Here is a 14,243-nt window from a genome sequence, read left to right as displayed (position 1 = left end):
CTTCGCTGTGGGGGAGCCTTCAGCCTGCATGGGACGTTACCTCTTTCTGTTGGGTTCGGTTCACCGGAGGATTGAGGTCGCCCCGTCTCCAGACGGAGGGATCGAGTCCCGCTTCCTGGAGCCGGAGGCTCCACAGCCGGTCGAGGTCGCCGCTGTCGAGGAGGACACCGTCGATCAGCACTCCGTCGGGCCGGGCGAGCCGCGCGGTGTCCCCGGCAGGGGACTCGCGGAAGAGGACCAGGTCCGCCAGACCTGTGCCGGGCTCGTCCCGCCGGCCCATGACCTCATGGGCATCGGCGGTCGCGGCCCGGAGGATCGCGCCGAAACCGAACCCCGCCCGGGAGAGCTCCGCCATCTCCTTGTGGTACGAGGGCCCCGCGAGGACGAAGGGGTTTCCGCAGTCGGTTCCGACGAGCAGCCGGGCGCCCCGCTCGACGACGTCGCGGGCGACCAGGCCCAGTCGGTCGATCAACGCGCTGCGCCTCTCCGCTTCGGCGCGATCGAGTTCGAGGGCGTTCCGGGCAGCGGCGTACCAGGCCCGCCTCCTGCTCGGGACCGCTGTCTGCAGTGCCGTTCTGGACGGCTGGGTGAAGCGGACCTCCCCGGTCCGGGCCCGCCACGCGGTGAGCGTCGGACAGACGAAATGACCGGCCACGTCTGCGGTGAGTGCGTGCCGGTCGCTCCGGCAGCGCTCCAGCGCGTCGGCGAGCACGCTCCATCGGTCGGCGGCCGGCAGCCGGAACACGTTCGGCACGATCCCGTAGAGATGCTCGGACGACCGCATGACCCGGTGCGCCGCACCGGGCGGGACCGCTTCCGGTACGTGCCCCACGACGGGTACGCCCGCGCGCTCCGCCTCCCGGACCAACAGGTCGAACGCGGGACGCTCCAGATCGTCGTAGATCTTTATGCCGTCGAACCCGTAGGCGAGCACATCCTCCACCACGTCCCGGGCGGCCTGCGCCCCGTCCACGAGCGTGACCGCCTCGGGGATACGGGAGTTCGGGCCGTCGACCAGGCCGGCCGTCACCCAGGCCCGGGGCAGGACCGCGTTGCGGGCCCGGAGGACACCCACGCTGTAGAGGTGCGCCGGCTCCCCCCACATCTGGCGGTACGCGGTCACCCCGTGGACCAGGAGACCGACGAGGTCGGAGACCGAGGACACATGGGCGTGGGCGTCCACGAATCCCGGGACCGCGTACCAGTCCGGGCGCGCGCTCCGTTCGTCGGCCGGGGGCCCCGGACTCCATCCGGTGATCCGCCCGTCGGCCACCCGCAGATCACGCGGCGGAGTGACGTCGCCGGTCCGCGCGTCGATCAGCGCGACGGAACGGATGGTGTGGGTGCGGTCCCGGCCCGCCAGTTCCCGCAGAGCGGAGACGAGCGGGTCACCGTCGGGCAGCAGCCCCCTGCGATGCCGCCATTGGGTGTCCTCGACGGGGATGGTCATCGCGGCCTCGTCCCTCCGTCCGCGACATCCCCGGCGGGGCCGAGCAGTTCCGCCACCTGCCGGCCGACGTCTCCGAGATGGGCGGCGGCCTGGACACGGGTCGGACTCTCGACGAGCAGGAGGCGGGCACCGAGCCGCTTCTCGCTCGCCCGGAACGTCTCCATCTCGGTGTCGCTCGCGGAGGTGATCAGCACGAGGTCCTGCTCGGGACGGCCGCGCTCGGCCTGGTGGTGCGAACCGTGCAGGAGACCGCGCGTCGCCGCCGCGAGTTCGCCGCGGTCGACCCGGTCACAGGCGTCGACCATCCATGGCGGCGCGCCGGCCTTGGTGAAGTGGTCACGGAGATACGTCTGTCCGTCCGGCCCTTCGATGGCCGAGGCTTCGTCCTCGACGGCCCCAGGGGGTATGTCGACCCCTTCGCCGTGCGCGCAGAACGACAGCACCCGGGTCACCCGGGTGTCCGCCGCGGCGACGTGCAGGGCGAGGCGCCCCCCGAAGTAGGTGCCGACCAGGGTGTACCGCTCCTGGCCGAACCGGTCGAGAACAGCGCGGAGGTCGTCGACGTAGCGGGCCATGCCATGGCCTTCCGGCGTGCCGACGTGCGGGCTGTCACCGCGGCCCCGCAGGTCGAGGGCGACGATGTGGGCCCCGGGCAGTCCGTCGAGGAAGCCCGACTCCCACCAGATGCGATGGTCCATGGCGATGCCGTGCACGAGGACGACGGTCTCCCCCGGGCCGGGCCGGTGTACGCCGCGCACGACGGTGCCGTCCCGGGAGACCACTTCGAAGCGCTCCGTTCCCGTACGGCTGTCAGAGTCCCGCACCCTGCCCCCTCAGTTCGACCGCGCGGCCCAGTTCGTCCCGCATGCCGTCCCGTACGGCCAGTACCAGCCCCCGCCTGCCCTCGAGATGGATCCAGCCGCGTTCCGCCCACGCGTCCACGGTGGTGCGTACGGCTTCTTCCGGAGTCCCGGTGATCTCGCTCGCCTGGCTGACGGCCTGCTCCACTCGCCCGCCGTGGACGAGGGAACGGAAGAGCTGGTCCTCGGCGCCCTTCAGGACGTGCCTGCCCGATCCCACATGGGGCCGGTGGTCGTGGACGACGGTGATCTCGGGTCCGTGCCGGAAGGAGAAGCGGGACTGCGCGTGCAGCTTCTTCCACAGGCCTACGCGCGCGCCCAGGCGGCGCCTCAGGGACAGCATCGTGGCCGCATCCGTCTCCCGGTCAGCCTCCTCATGTTCGAACGAGTAGGCGAGCGCCGTCCGGTCGACTTTCTGATCGGCATGGATGAACCGGTATTTCTTCTCCGGCCCGATGAGCTTGATACCGAACTCGTCGGGCTTCTCGAAGTAGGGGCTGTACCGATCGACGCGGATCTTGCTCACCGTCGACGGAGGCGCCAGATGCGTGATGAAGGGAATCAGCCGGAGCTGCTCCTCCAGCATCTCGGAGGACTCGTGGGGCATCGCGGAGAGCAGGTTCCACTGGGCGTCGATCCCCAGTTCGTCGCAGAGGATGAGAAAACGCAGGTTGTGCAGTGCGGTCGCGCCCTTGCGCAGCAGTTTCAGGGCGCCGGTGCTGAGACTCTCGATGCCCGGTTGCACCATGACGACGCCCGCCGCCCGCATCTCCCCGAGTTCCCTGGGGCCCAGGTTCGCCTTGACCTCGAAGAACGTGGTGATGTCGACCTCCGCGTCTGCGAGGGCCGCCAGGCCGTTGTCCTTCTTGGCCAGGATCGTGTCCACGGCGTAGGTGTTGAACACGCCGTGGCGCTCGGTCAGTTGTCGCAGGGTCTCGGTGAGCTGTCCGCCGGGTTTGCTCCGGTAGACCATGCCGCTGCCGTTCTCCCCGCAGAACGTGCACTGCATCTTCTCGCCCCACCAGCAGCCCCGGGACATCTGGAACGGCATGGCCACGTGCGGGGCGATCAGGTCGCTCCACGGAAGGGAGTTCAAGCGCTCGAAGTACTCCTGGTACCGGGGCACCGGGGCGGACTCCGCCGGCTGGACCATGGGCAACGAGACGCGCAGCGCCCCCTCGTGCCGCAGGACGAGTCCGGGTGCGGTGGCCAGGTCCTCCACGCTCTTCGCTGCGGAGATCGCTGTGACCGCGCCCTCGCCCTCGCCCTGGACCACCGCGTCGACGTAGGGGTAGGCCTCCATGACGGCTTGGCCCATCGGCCGGTCGCAGTTGGCCCCACCGAGCAGGACGAGTCGGTCGGGTGCCAGGTCCTTGATGGTTCGGGCGATGGCGAGGGCCGGGACCAGCTGGCTGAACGAGGTGGTGAAGCCGAAGCACTCGGCGCCGGTGGCGAGGAGCCGCCCGGCGAGTTCCGCGGTGAAGCGGGGGGCTATCTCCCGGAGCGAGAGAATGCAGTCCGCCAGGTTGTCGGCGACTCCCTGCTCGCGGAGGAAGGCCGCGTACTGCGCCCGTGCGGTGGTCTCGTCCACGGTTTCGGCGGCCGGAAGCGCGCCACCGAAGATCCAGTCGCCGACGCCTATCCCGTACAGCTCCTCGCCGATCGTGTCGTACACGGTGATGAACTGTTGCGGGTCGTACTCGAGCGAGGTGACGGCGAACTCGAACCAGTCGAGGTATCCGTACACCGGTGTGATGGGATCCCCGCCTCCCTCGGGGGCCAGCGCCGCGAGGGTGGCGATCTGGATCGAGGGCCGGTAGAGGCTGTTCCAGGGGGGCGCCACGAGGGCGAGTTTCACGTGTGCTCACCCTTTCGGGGCAGCAGGAGCTCGCCCAGTCGCCCGGTCGGCAGGACCGGGTAGCCGGCGCGGGCCTTGTCCAGCATTTCCAGGCCCGGGGCGACGACATCGACGACGGTGACGGAGCCGGGCCGGGTCAGGACGCGGTAGTGGACGTCCACGCCCAGGCGATCCAGCTGACCGATGAGGTGTCGTAGGAGTTGCTCGGGCGAGGCGGTGGCGGGCAGTCCGTCGTGGGCGTTGAACTCCACGCGCTCGTGGGGAAGGGCGTGGATGTCGAAACGGGCCGCGGCACGGTGGCGGGGGTAGCGGGCCAGGGCGGTGAGGATCTGGTTCGCCTCGCGCTCCGCGTCGACGGGGCCGTGCTCGAAGATGGTGCACACCTGGAGGTACTCCAGGAGCGCACGTTGCAGCGCGTACGTCTGTACCGGTGACGCGCCGCTGCCGATCAGCCGGATGTCCTCGTGGCTGTCGGCGTTGCACGCGACGTAGGAGGGCACTCCCGTGTCGCAGGTGATCGAGACGATGAGGACCGGCGCGCCTCGTACTTCCTCGACGTCGCCGACCAGCTTCCGCAGATCGGCGGGCAGGGAGTCGTGGTCGACGACGCGTATGCCGGAGCCGCCCCTGTCCAGGCCGAAGTACGAGCAGGCGAGCTGGTACGACCAGGCATCGCGCTCGATCAGTTCGTTGATGGCGTGGACGAGTGCTTCGTGCAGCGTGGCCCCCGCGGCGTAGCCGACGCTGGAGGTGTAGTGCCACAGCGTCTTGAAGGCCCCGTCGTCGTCAGGGTGCGGCCAGTTGCGGTATCCCCCGTCCCGCAGGAAGACCGGCTGCCGGTGCGGCTCCTTCCCGTCGGCCGGCTCACCCAGGGCCTCTGCCACGGGCCGATAGGTACGGGTGAGGATCTGGGAGTCGGGCAGGGCGCCGCCGAGGCGCTGCAGCAGCGCGGAGTGCCGCGCGGTCGGCTGCCGGGCGATGTCGCGCCCGGAGAGGAACCCGACGTCGGACACCCCTGGGTCGCGACGCCAGTCGAGGTGGTAGTGCTCCGCGCTCTCGAAGAGCGCGCTCGCCATGCTGCGGTACCCCAGGCCCTTGCCGGAGCTTCGTGAGCACAGCGTGCCGTCGCTGTCCTTCAACTGCACTTCGTAGGTGGGCGTCGCGTCGAGTCCGTGCTTCCAGATGTCGGCGGTCAGCTTCTCGGAGTCGAGCCATTCGGAGACAGCGCCGAGGGCCTTGGCGAGGGGAGTCTCACGCTCCGGCGGGACATCCTCCGTGAGTGCTCCACTCAGAAGGGCTGTGGACAGCAGGTCCTGTCCGACGTGACCGGTCAAGGATCTTCCTCACTTCTGCCGTGTCGAATACGGGTATGCCCGCGCGGACAAGTCCCAGGAGCGGCTGTGGATCCGACACCACGTGCGCGTAGTGGATCCGGGTCCGCTGCATCCCTGGGCCGGAGACGTCGACTGCTCCGGTATCGGCCCACACCGCTATGCCCCTGCTCTGAAGCTCCTGCAGGGGCGAAGGGAAAGGCTCGGTGGGGTGGGGCACGTCATCGGCCTGCAGGTCGAACTCCAGGGTGGCGCAACGTCTCAGCAGCGGCCATCGCTCGAACCGTCGCAGGAAGTGGCGCTCGGCTGCCTCGGCAGTGGTGTTGGCCTGCCACAGCGTCTCGGCCTGGGCGAGTTCCAGGAGGGCCCGGTCGGTCGCCTCGGCCTGTGTGGCACCGGATCCGATGCCGGTGGCGGGCATCAGCCGGCCGGCGCTTCTCGACACGGCGAGGACGGTGGGCGTCCGGGCGACGTAGCCGATGGGCACGGTCAGCGGCGCGCAGGAGTCGCCGTCCGCCTTTCCGCTCCCTGCTGGATCGGCATCCGGCACCTGCCCCGGAGGACGGGTCAGACAGCGATAGAGAAAGGCGCTGTAGTTCAGCAGCTCCGCCAACTCGAAGAGCGCGTTGTGCAGCGCGGCTTCGGGGGACGGCGAGGCAGCCCAGCCCACCGTGCACGACAGGCGGGCTGCCTGCGCCGTCAGGCTCGACGACCTCAGTTCCAGGCCTGCCACCCATGGTGACGACCAGAACAGTGGTACCTGCCGGGGCCGGTCTGCCGTCAGCGGCTCGTAGGCACGCAGCATGCACCCCTCGGGTGCGCCGCGTAACCCGCCTGACCAGTGCCGGGAGTCCGGGCCCCGACAGGTGCGTGTCGCCGGCGGACGGGCGACCAGAGAGAAAGGGGTGCAGGCCATGAGCCGTTCCACGGCCTCCGACAGAGCCTTCTTGCGTGCGACGGCCTCCGTGGTCGCGGTGCCGTACCCTTCGGCCGGCGTCGCGCCCGAGGCGGGCTCCACCGTGCACCGAACCGTCACCGTTCGCTCTGACCGGTACGAGTGGTAGGCGATGTCACGCATTGCGCAGCCAGCCACTGATCCCTCGATCATCGCCCCTTCTCCGTTCCTGTCTCGCCGACTTCACGCCTGGTGTTGCCGAGAGCCAGGCGTTACTGGACGGACTCGCCGTCCTCGGACCAGGCGCCCCACGACTCGAGCTCTGCCATCTCGAGCGCGCTCAGCTCGGCGTTGTTGGGGTCGTCGTTGAGGAAGTCCGCCGTCATGCAGTCGAATACAACTGCGGGGCCCATATCGGAGTCCTTTCGTAGCTGTTCGTTCTGTCTTGACTTTCTGCCTATGACTCTTCCGTGCCGGCGTTCAGTGCTGGGATAGGCCTCCTTTCCCTCCGGGTGGTGAGGGTGAGAGGGACGGGGTTGCGGGCGAGTCGGGGTGTGCCCTTGAGCGGTGGGGTGCGGTAGGCCGAGGGCTGATCGCGGACCGCGAGTGCGATGACCTTCGTGCCTTCGATGTACACCCACCGCTCACGCTGCCAGGTACGGAGCGTTTCCAGGGCTTGGTCCCAGCGTTCGCCTGTCCACTCCTGCCCTTGGAGGTCTCGGAACCGGGTTCCTCCGATGACGGCCCGGTAGAGGCGGGCCTCGGTGTCCCGGAGGAACACTTCACGCTGCGGCAGTCCGGGGCGGTGGTCGTGCAGGACCACGGAGTCGAAGCCGAGCCGGTAGGTGAAACGGGCCTGGTGATGGTGGTTCCGCCAGAGCCGCACACGCGCGGCGAGCCGGCGCCGGACGGCGGCGTTGCTCTCGTCGTCGGGAAAGTCGCCCTCGAAGTGATAGGCGACGTCCCACAAGTCCTCGGGTGACAGGTCGGGATAGACGTACCGGTATCCCGGAAGAGGACGCGAGAGCGTGAGTCCATAGGACTCCGGATGTTCCACATACGGACTGAAACGGTCGAACCGTATCAGGGTTATATGCGGGGGCGTCAGGTGGGAGAGGGAGGAGACGGCATCCAGTTGCGCGGTGATCGACTCGGGTGTCTCTTTCGGGTAGCCGGTGAGGATGTTCCAGTCGGCTCTCACTCCGTATTCGGCGCAGCCGAGGAGGAAGCGTATGTTCTGGAAGGCGGTGGCTCCCTTCTTGAGCAGACGCAGTCCCTCGGTGCTCAGGCTCTCGATCCCCGGCTGCACCGAACGGACACCCGCCCGGCGCATGTTCCTGATGTCGGCCCATTCCATGTTCGCCTTGACCTCGAAGAAGATGGAATGATCCGTGTTGAGTTTCTCCACCATGGGCAGGGCGGTGTCCAGGTACTTCAGATCGAGGATGTTGTCGACGGCGAAGAAGTCCAGCACACCGTAACGGTCCATCAGATGACGGAGTTCATCGGCCACAGTGTCGGGATGCTTGCTGCGATAGGCCATCGTGGCACCGTTGAGACCGCAGAAAGTACAGTGCGTCTTCGCACCCCACCAACAGCCCCGCGAGAACTCGACGGGCAGCGTGATGTCAGCCTCGAGATGATGCAGCCCGGCCTGCCGCAACTGCTCGAAGAAACCGTCGTAGTTCGGCATCGGAACCCGCAGGGAATCCGCCGAAACACCCACCTCACCCGGCGGCGCACCCGCCTCCCGCCGCGTGACCAGCCGCCCCTGCGAGGTGACCGGCCCACCGCCGTCCACCTGCCGCAGCAGCGCGACGAACGCATCCTCCCCCGGACCGTCGACCACCGCGTCCACCGCCGGATAGTTCGCCAGCAGAGCCCGGCCCATCGGGCCCTCGCAGTTGCTGCCGCCCAGCACGATCACCCCGGCATACCCACGCTCCCGCAGCCTCCCGGCCACCGCCAGAGTAGGACCGTTCTGGCTGAACATGCTGGTGAAGCCGATGACATCCGGAGCGGACCGCAGCAGGGCCTCCGCGGTCTCCTCCACATGCCGGTCGGCGACCTCGCGCAGCGCATCGATCAGCGCGATGGTCTCCTCGTCCACCCGCTTGCCCCGCAACTCGTCGAAGTACGCCGCCCGGGCCTCGGGGCCGGCATCCCGGCAGGCATAGATCCAGTCCCCCACCGCCATGTGGTAAAGACTCTCCGACACCAGCTCATAGGCATCGGACCATTCCGCGTCACTGAAGCCGAGCGTCTTCCGGGCGAGCCCATAGAAATCAAGGTAGGCGTAACGGGAATCCACTTGCCATCCCTCGGCCTCGGCGACCGAACGTAATATCCCCACCTGAATCGATGGGCGTATCGCACTGTTCCAGGGCATCGACACCAGAGAAGCTTTTCGCGTGTGAGACACCTGATTATCTCCATCGAGCGGATCTTCAGTGGCTTCCGTAAGCCTGATGCGTGTATCACTCAGGAGTCAAGACCTCGTCAAGTTGTGGCTTGGATATGGCGTTGGCACTTTCAGGACAACATCATGCGCCGTTCCAGCCGTCCACTTTCAAGATCACCGATGCTCATCGGCCCCCCGCCGGAGTGTTGATAGTTCAAGATAAAAGGATCGAATCCCAGGTCGGACCGAACAAGGAGGGCGGCGCGACCTGTCGCCACTTTCAGCATGAAACTAGATTTTCGGCCATCGCGCCCGTGTGGCTTGAACGACCTCCGGGGGCTTGTGGGGGAACAGGGCGTTACCTAGCGTCTGCGGCCGATTACGTTCCCTGGAGAGTGCCCGGAGCGCACGGGGTCGCGCGAACCGCGAAATCCTGGGTCAGTGATCCTCAACCTTCACCGAGAGAGGTACGGAAACGTTGCCTGACCTTCTCTTTTCGACATTCCGCTTCCTACGGCGCGGGCCCGGACCGGCGCAGAGGCCACCCCTGTCGCGGCGTGATCGCCGCCCCGGCGGACGGGGCTGATCTCGCCCCCGGCCCTCACGTCGACATCGGCCTTGGTCTCGGCCGACCACCATCTCTCGAAGAAGGGAAGCTCATGCCTTTTCTCGCCGACCGCTGGAACATCCAGCCGAAGCACCCCTGGCTGCGGGGACAGCGACCGGAACGGCCGGCCCGCTACGACGAAGAAACAGGGATGTGGAACATCTACGGCTACGCCGAGGCGGTCCAAGTCCTCAGCGACCCGGCGACCTTCACCTCCGACATCACCAAGTACTTCGTCCGCGACGATGTCGACGTCTCGGCGCTCGAAGGCAACCTGGTCCGGATGGATCCGCCGGACCACGGCCGGTTGCGCCGGATCGTCAGCCACGCCTTCACCCCGAAGATCATCTCCAGTCTGGAGCCGCGGATAGCCGACATCACCCACCAGCTCCTCGACGAGATCGAGGGCAAGGAGGACTTCGACCTCGTCGAGGATCTCGCCTTCCCGCTCCCCGTGATCGTCATCACCGAACTGCTGGGCGTACCGAGCAGCGATCGGCCGCTGTTCCGGGAGTGGGTGGACAAGATGTTCTCGAACGAGAGCACCGTCTCGTTGGTCTCCGACGAGGAAGAGCTCCGGCAGATGGTCGCGGAAGGACTTGAGCTCAACGCGCAGATGCAGGCGTACATCCACGAGCACGCCGCGGAGCGCAGAACCAAGCCCCGGGAAGACCTGCTGACGAAGCTTGTCCAAGCGGAGGTGGAGGGCCAGCGGCTGACGGACGCCCAGGTCGCCAACTTCACCTCGCTCCTCCTCGCCGCCGGGCACATCACCACCACCATGCTGCTCGGGAACACGATGCTCTGCCTCGACGACGAGCCGGAACAGCTGGAGCGGGTCCGTCGGGACCGTAGGCTGCTGCCCGGGGCGATCGAGGAGTCGGTGCGGTGTCTGGCGCCCCTCTCGTCCGTCTTCCGGGCCACCACCTCCGAGGTGCGACTCGGCGGGGAGCGGATCGAGGCGGGGCAGGTGCTGGCGGTCTCGCTCTCCGCCGCGAACCGTGATGTGGCGCAGTTCGAGCGGCCGGAGCTGTTCGACGTCACGCGCGACCCGAATCCGCACCTCGGTTTCGGCCGGGGGGTTCACTTCTGTCTGGGCGCCCCGCTGGGCCGGCTGGAGGGCCGGATCGCCCTGAACATCCTGCTCGACCGCCTCCCGGTGTTCCAGACGGATCCGGGGAATCCGCCGGTATTCATGCCCTCTCCGGAGATGACCGGCGCGCGCTCGCTGCCGCTGCGGACCCCGGAGGGCGTGAGGGCCCGCTAGGAGTGGTCTGCAGCCGTCACCCCCCACATCAAGGAGCGATGCGGGGGGTGACGGCTGCCTGGTAGGACTCGGCGGTCCTGTCGAGGGTGGCGATGCCGCGCCACTGCTTCAGGCGGTTGAAGCAGCGTTCCACCACGTTGCGGCGCTGGCAGAGCTGCGTGTCGAAGGCCCGCGGACGGTTGCCCCCTAGCGGTGTGGCCCGCTGTCGGCGACCGAGCCCGTCTCGTGCACGGTCGGTGCGGCGGTCCGAAACGGTGCGGCTGCCGTACCAGCGGAAGACGAAGAAGTCCCCCGGTCAGGCGCCCCTCGCTCAGCCCGCTGCCGGCCGAGCCCGGCTTGCGCGCCGAGTGGCGAAAGAGACCCGCGAACCGCCCCCTGGCTCGTCCCACCGCGTCGCGCTCGCCGCGCGACGCTCGAGCGAGTGCGCCTCGTGCACCTCACCGTCGTCCGACCCGGGACAGACGCCGAGGGAGTGGAGCCAGGATCGCCCCGGCTCCACTCCATGGTGCGGGTGTGTCACTGGAACTGTGCGAAGAACCTCCAGATCTCTGCCTTGGTCCAGGTGGTCACGCCGCTCTCACCGGAGGAGCCGTCGACCGGACCGGGGATGTGGCCACCGTCGAACGCGGCCCACTGGACCGGGTATCCGGCACGGCAGCCCGCGTAGGTGGTGGTGATGTGCGTGCGGCTGCCCGACGCAGGCTCGCGCGGGCTCTGGGGGGTGCAGCCGTTGTTGCTGACGAACTTGTCGCGCAGGGACCGTCCTTGCCCGATGTTGAGGACGGAGTCGTTGATGCCGTGGATCCCGAAGTAGGCGATGGGCTGGCTGCCCCCGCTGCATCCGCTGATCTGGGCACCGGAGATGACCGCGACGGCCCTGAAGACGTTCGCCCGGCTGCACGCGAGGGCGTAGCTCATGCCGCCGCCCCAGCTGAACCCGGTGGCGAAACGCTGTGCGGGGTTGACACAGAGGCCGGCCTCGATGCGCCGGATCATGTCGTCGACGAAGGTGACGTCCTCACCGCCGGAGTTGGCCCAGCCGTTGCCGAGGCCCTGAGGGGCGACGAGGATCGCGGTGTTGTTTGACTGCTCCTGCTGGCCGTAGTAGGACCAGGCGCTGCCGCTGCTGCCACCCGAGGAGACGTCATTGGCTGTTCCGCCCCGCCAGTGGAAGGCGAAGATCAGCCGGTAGCGGCGGTTGCTGTCGTAGTTGGCCGGGACCCTGAGGATGAAGCTGCGGCTCTTGCCGCCGCTCTGGATGGTGTGCGTACCGCTCGACAGCCCCGGTGCGCTGCCGCAGCCGCCACCGCCGCCGCCGCCGGTCGACAGCTTGACCAGCTGCCACTGCTGGTTGGCGCCGCCCGAGTCGGCGTACTGGACGACGTTGCCGCCGTCGGCGGTGGAGGAGCCCTGCACTTCCACGGCCTTGTTGCTGCCGCGGTTGATCAGCCGGACGTGTCCGGCGTCGGAGTCGGCGAGGCGGAACTGCTGGTTGGCCCCGCCGTGGTCGGTCCACTGCTGGATCGCGGCGCCGTCCGCGGTCGAGGCGCCGGCCACGTCCAGGACCTTGTCCGAGTGGCGGGCCTTGAGGCGGTAGTAGCCGCCGCCGGAATCCAGGAACTGCCACTGCTGGTTGTTCCCGTCGTGGCGCGTCCACTGGCTGACCCGCGCGCCGTCGGCGGTGGAGGAGCCGGCGACGTCCAGCGCCCTGCCGCTGTTGCGATTGACCAGGGCGTACCAGGCGTTGGTGTCCACCGTCGCCGCCGCGGCGGGCGGCGGGTCGACCGCGGTGAGCAGGCCGACCGCGAGGGTGGCCGCCGCCACGGCGGCGACTCGGGACCACCAGCGGTGTTTCCGTGGAGGGGCGCCGGAGGCGGCACCGTGGGTCTTCATCGACTCACCCTTTCGTCTGCGGCAGGCCCCATCAGCTGCGGGTCCAGCGCTGGTTGCTGCTGTTCGAGCAGGAGTTGAGCTGGATCTGGGTGCCGTTGCCGGTGCCGCCCGAGGCGGCCTCGAGGCACAGCCCGGACTGGACACCGACGATGGTCCCGTCGGAGTTCAGGCGCCACTTCTGGTTGTCGCCGCCCCAGCAGGAGTAGATCTGCACCTTGGTGCCGTTGCCGGTGCCGGCGGCGTCCAGGCACTTGTTGTCATAGACCCGCAGTTCGCCGGCGCTGGTGGCCGTCCACTGCTGGTTGGTGCCGCTGTGGCAGTCCCAGAGCTGGACCTGGGTGCCGTCGGTGGTGGAGGAGCCCGGCACGTCGAGGCAGCGGCCGGAGCCCACGCCCTTGGTCTGGCCGGAACCCGGAGCGGGCGTGGTGGCGCCGCCGTTGAGTGCGTTGAGGACGGAGGTGTAGGCGGGCTTCTTGCTGCCGTTGGAGTTGAACAGCAGCGGCGTGTGCTGCGGCCGCCAGGAGTCGGAGTCGCGCACACCCCAGACGGTGATGCCGAGGCAGCGCGGCACGGCCAGGCAGTCGTTGGTCACGTTGGCGTAGGTCGTGCCCGAGGCGCCCTGGATGTCGAGCTCGGTGATGGCCACGTCGACACCGAGGGCGGCGAAACTCTGCAGGGTGGTGCGGAAGTTGCTGTTGTAGGGGCTGTCGTTGTTGAAGTGCGCCTGGAAGCCGACGCAGTCGATCGGCACGCCGCGCTGCTTGAAGTCCCGGACCATGTTGTACATCGCCTGGGTCTTGGCCCAGGTCCAGTTCTCGACGTTGTAGTCGTTGTAGCAGAGCTTGGCTGCCGGGTCGGCGGCGCGCGCGGTGCGGAAGGCGACCTCGATCCAGTCGTTGCCGGTGCGCTGCAGGTTGGAGTCGCGTCGGGCTCCCGAATTGCCGTCGGCGAAGGCCTCGTTCACGACGTCCCACTGGGCGATCTTGCCCTTGTAGTGCGCCATCACGCCGTTGATGTGGCCGATCATCGCCTGGCGCAGGTTGCTGCCGCTGAGGCTCTGCATCCAGCCGGGCTGCTGGGAGTGCCAGGCAAGGGTGTGCCCGCGTACCTTCTTGCCGTTCTGCACAGCCCAGTTGTAGACGCGGTCACCGGCGGCGAAGGTGAACTGGCCCCGCTGCGGTTCGGTGGCGTCGATCTTCATCTCGTTCTCGGCCGTCACCATGTTGAACTCGCGGTTCGCGATCGACGTGTACGTCGAGTCGCCCAGCCTGCCGGAGGCGATGGCGGTGCCGAAGTAGCGGCCGCTCTGCGCCGCCGCGGCACCCAGCGTGCTCTCGGCGGCGTGTGCGGGCTGCGGCGGGACCAGCGCGGCGACCGTACCGAGGACGCCGGCGACGAACGCCAGCTGCAGGCCGCGGATCTTCCGGCGGACCTGGTGTCTGGGAAGGGCGTACAAGCCCATGGCTCTCCTCCAAAGCGGCTGTCACGGATAACGCGGATAGGGCGGGAGCTCGGGGAAGCGGCGGTCGTGCCGGCGCGGCGGACCCGTGGGGCGGGCCGGAACCCGCGCAGCACGGACCACGCCTGCAGCCGCGGTGCCGGGACGGCGCCCGGTCCGCCGTCGGGTGGGGCACGGCGGGGCAGCGCTGTGGCGCGGGCACTTCATCGCGGTTCAGCGGTG

Annotated in this window: 10 protein-coding genes; 1 reads left to right on the top strand and 9 read right to left on the bottom strand. The window is 68.6% G+C overall.

Going from position 1 to position 14,243, the window contains the following annotated elements:
• Positions 1-19 precede the first annotated feature (19 nt).
• The 7 genes from GWK25_RS18495 to GWK25_RS18465 form a co-directional block, all read right to left on the bottom strand.
• On the bottom strand, positions 20-1,450 hold the full coding sequence (locus tag GWK25_RS18495) for an amidohydrolase (protein ID WP_215451541.1): 1,431 nt from the start codon (positions 1,448-1,450) through the stop codon (positions 20-22).
• Positions 1,447-2,274, bottom strand: coding sequence for an alpha/beta fold hydrolase (locus GWK25_RS18490; protein WP_308404258.1), 828 nt, complete (start codon positions 2,272-2,274; stop codon positions 1,447-1,449). The genes GWK25_RS18495 and GWK25_RS18490 overlap by 4 nt, the downstream gene beginning before the upstream one ends.
• On the bottom strand, positions 2,261-4,168 hold the full coding sequence (locus GWK25_RS18485; protein WP_215451537.1) for a RiPP maturation radical SAM C-methyltransferase: 1,908 nt from the start codon (positions 4,166-4,168) through the stop codon (positions 2,261-2,263). The genes GWK25_RS18490 and GWK25_RS18485 overlap by 14 nt, the downstream gene beginning before the upstream one ends.
• Positions 4,165-5,502 (bottom strand): YcaO-like family protein, encoded by a 1,338-nt coding sequence (locus GWK25_RS18480; protein ID WP_215451535.1) that lies wholly within the window; start codon positions 5,500-5,502, stop codon positions 4,165-4,167. The genes GWK25_RS18485 and GWK25_RS18480 overlap by 4 nt, the downstream gene beginning before the upstream one ends.
• Positions 5,420-6,577 carry a YcaO-like family protein gene (locus GWK25_RS18475; RefSeq protein WP_251828909.1) on the bottom strand — a complete coding sequence of 386 codons (1,158 nt, stop codon included), beginning with the start codon at positions 6,575-6,577 and terminating at the stop codon, positions 5,420-5,422. Before GWK25_RS18475 ends, GWK25_RS18480 begins: the two co-directional genes overlap by 83 nt.
• A gap of 89 nt (positions 6,578-6,666) precedes the next feature.
• Positions 6,667-6,807, bottom strand: a complete 141-nt coding sequence (gene botA, locus GWK25_RS18470) for a bottromycin family RiPP peptide (protein WP_215451530.1) — start codon at positions 6,805-6,807, stop codon at positions 6,667-6,669.
• Positions 6,808-6,851: 44 nt separating this feature from the next.
• Positions 6,852-8,783, bottom strand: a complete 1,932-nt coding sequence (locus tag GWK25_RS18465) for a RiPP maturation radical SAM C-methyltransferase (RefSeq protein WP_215451527.1) — start codon at positions 8,781-8,783, stop codon at positions 6,852-6,854.
• 671 nt (positions 8,784-9,454) lie between these two features.
• Here GWK25_RS18465 and GWK25_RS18460 point away from each other — a divergent pair.
• Positions 9,455-10,669, top strand: coding sequence for a cytochrome P450 (locus GWK25_RS18460; RefSeq protein ID WP_215451526.1), 1,215 nt, complete (start codon positions 9,455-9,457; stop codon positions 10,667-10,669).
• 516 nt (positions 10,670-11,185) lie between these two features.
• Here GWK25_RS18460 and GWK25_RS18450 read toward each other — a convergent pair.
• Both GWK25_RS18450 and GWK25_RS18445 read right to left on the bottom strand, forming a co-directional pair.
• Positions 11,186-12,562: an RICIN domain-containing protein gene (locus GWK25_RS18450; protein ID WP_251828908.1), complete on the bottom strand. Its 1,377-nt coding sequence runs from the start codon at positions 12,560-12,562 to the stop codon at positions 11,186-11,188.
• Between the two features lie 31 nt (positions 12,563-12,593).
• Entirely contained in the window at positions 12,594-14,024 is a 1,431-nt protein-coding gene (locus GWK25_RS18445; RefSeq protein WP_215451524.1) for an endo-1,4-beta-xylanase, read from the bottom strand.
• Positions 14,025-14,243: the final 219 nt, after the last annotated feature.

The organism is Streptomyces sp. ATCC 21386 (genome assembly GCF_018728545.1).
GTDB lineage: Bacteria > Actinomycetota > Actinomycetes > Streptomycetales > Streptomycetaceae > Streptomyces.
The sequence above is the reverse complement of the archived record's forward strand: the minus strand, read 5'-3'. Positions and strand labels throughout refer to the sequence as shown.

What these genes read in the sequence shown, in the direction of transcription:
- GWK25_RS18465 (WP_215451527.1), bottom strand. Translation starts at nt 8,783, where the DNA reads ATGCCCTGGAACAGTGCGATACGCCCATCGATTCAGGTGGGGATATTA.
- GWK25_RS18475 (WP_251828909.1), bottom strand. Translation starts at nt 6,577, where the DNA reads ATGCGTGACATCGCCTACCACTCGTACCGGTCAGAGCGAACGGTGACG.
- GWK25_RS18450 (WP_251828908.1), bottom strand. Translation starts at nt 12,562, where the DNA reads ATGAAGACCCACGGTGCCGCCTCCGGCGCCCCTCCACGGAAACACCGC.
- GWK25_RS18460 (WP_215451526.1), top strand. Translation starts at nt 9,455, where the DNA reads ATGCCTTTTCTCGCCGACCGCTGGAACATCCAGCCGAAGCACCCCTGG.
- GWK25_RS18495 (WP_215451541.1), bottom strand. Translation starts at nt 1,450, where the DNA reads ATGACCATCCCCGTCGAGGACACCCAATGGCGGCATCGCAGGGGGCTG.
- GWK25_RS18445 (WP_215451524.1), bottom strand. Translation starts at nt 14,024, where the DNA reads ATGGGCTTGTACGCCCTTCCCAGACACCAGGTCCGCCGGAAGATCCGC.
- botA (WP_215451530.1), bottom strand. Translation starts at nt 6,807, where the DNA reads ATGGGCCCCGCAGTTGTATTCGACTGCATGACGGCGGACTTCCTCAAC.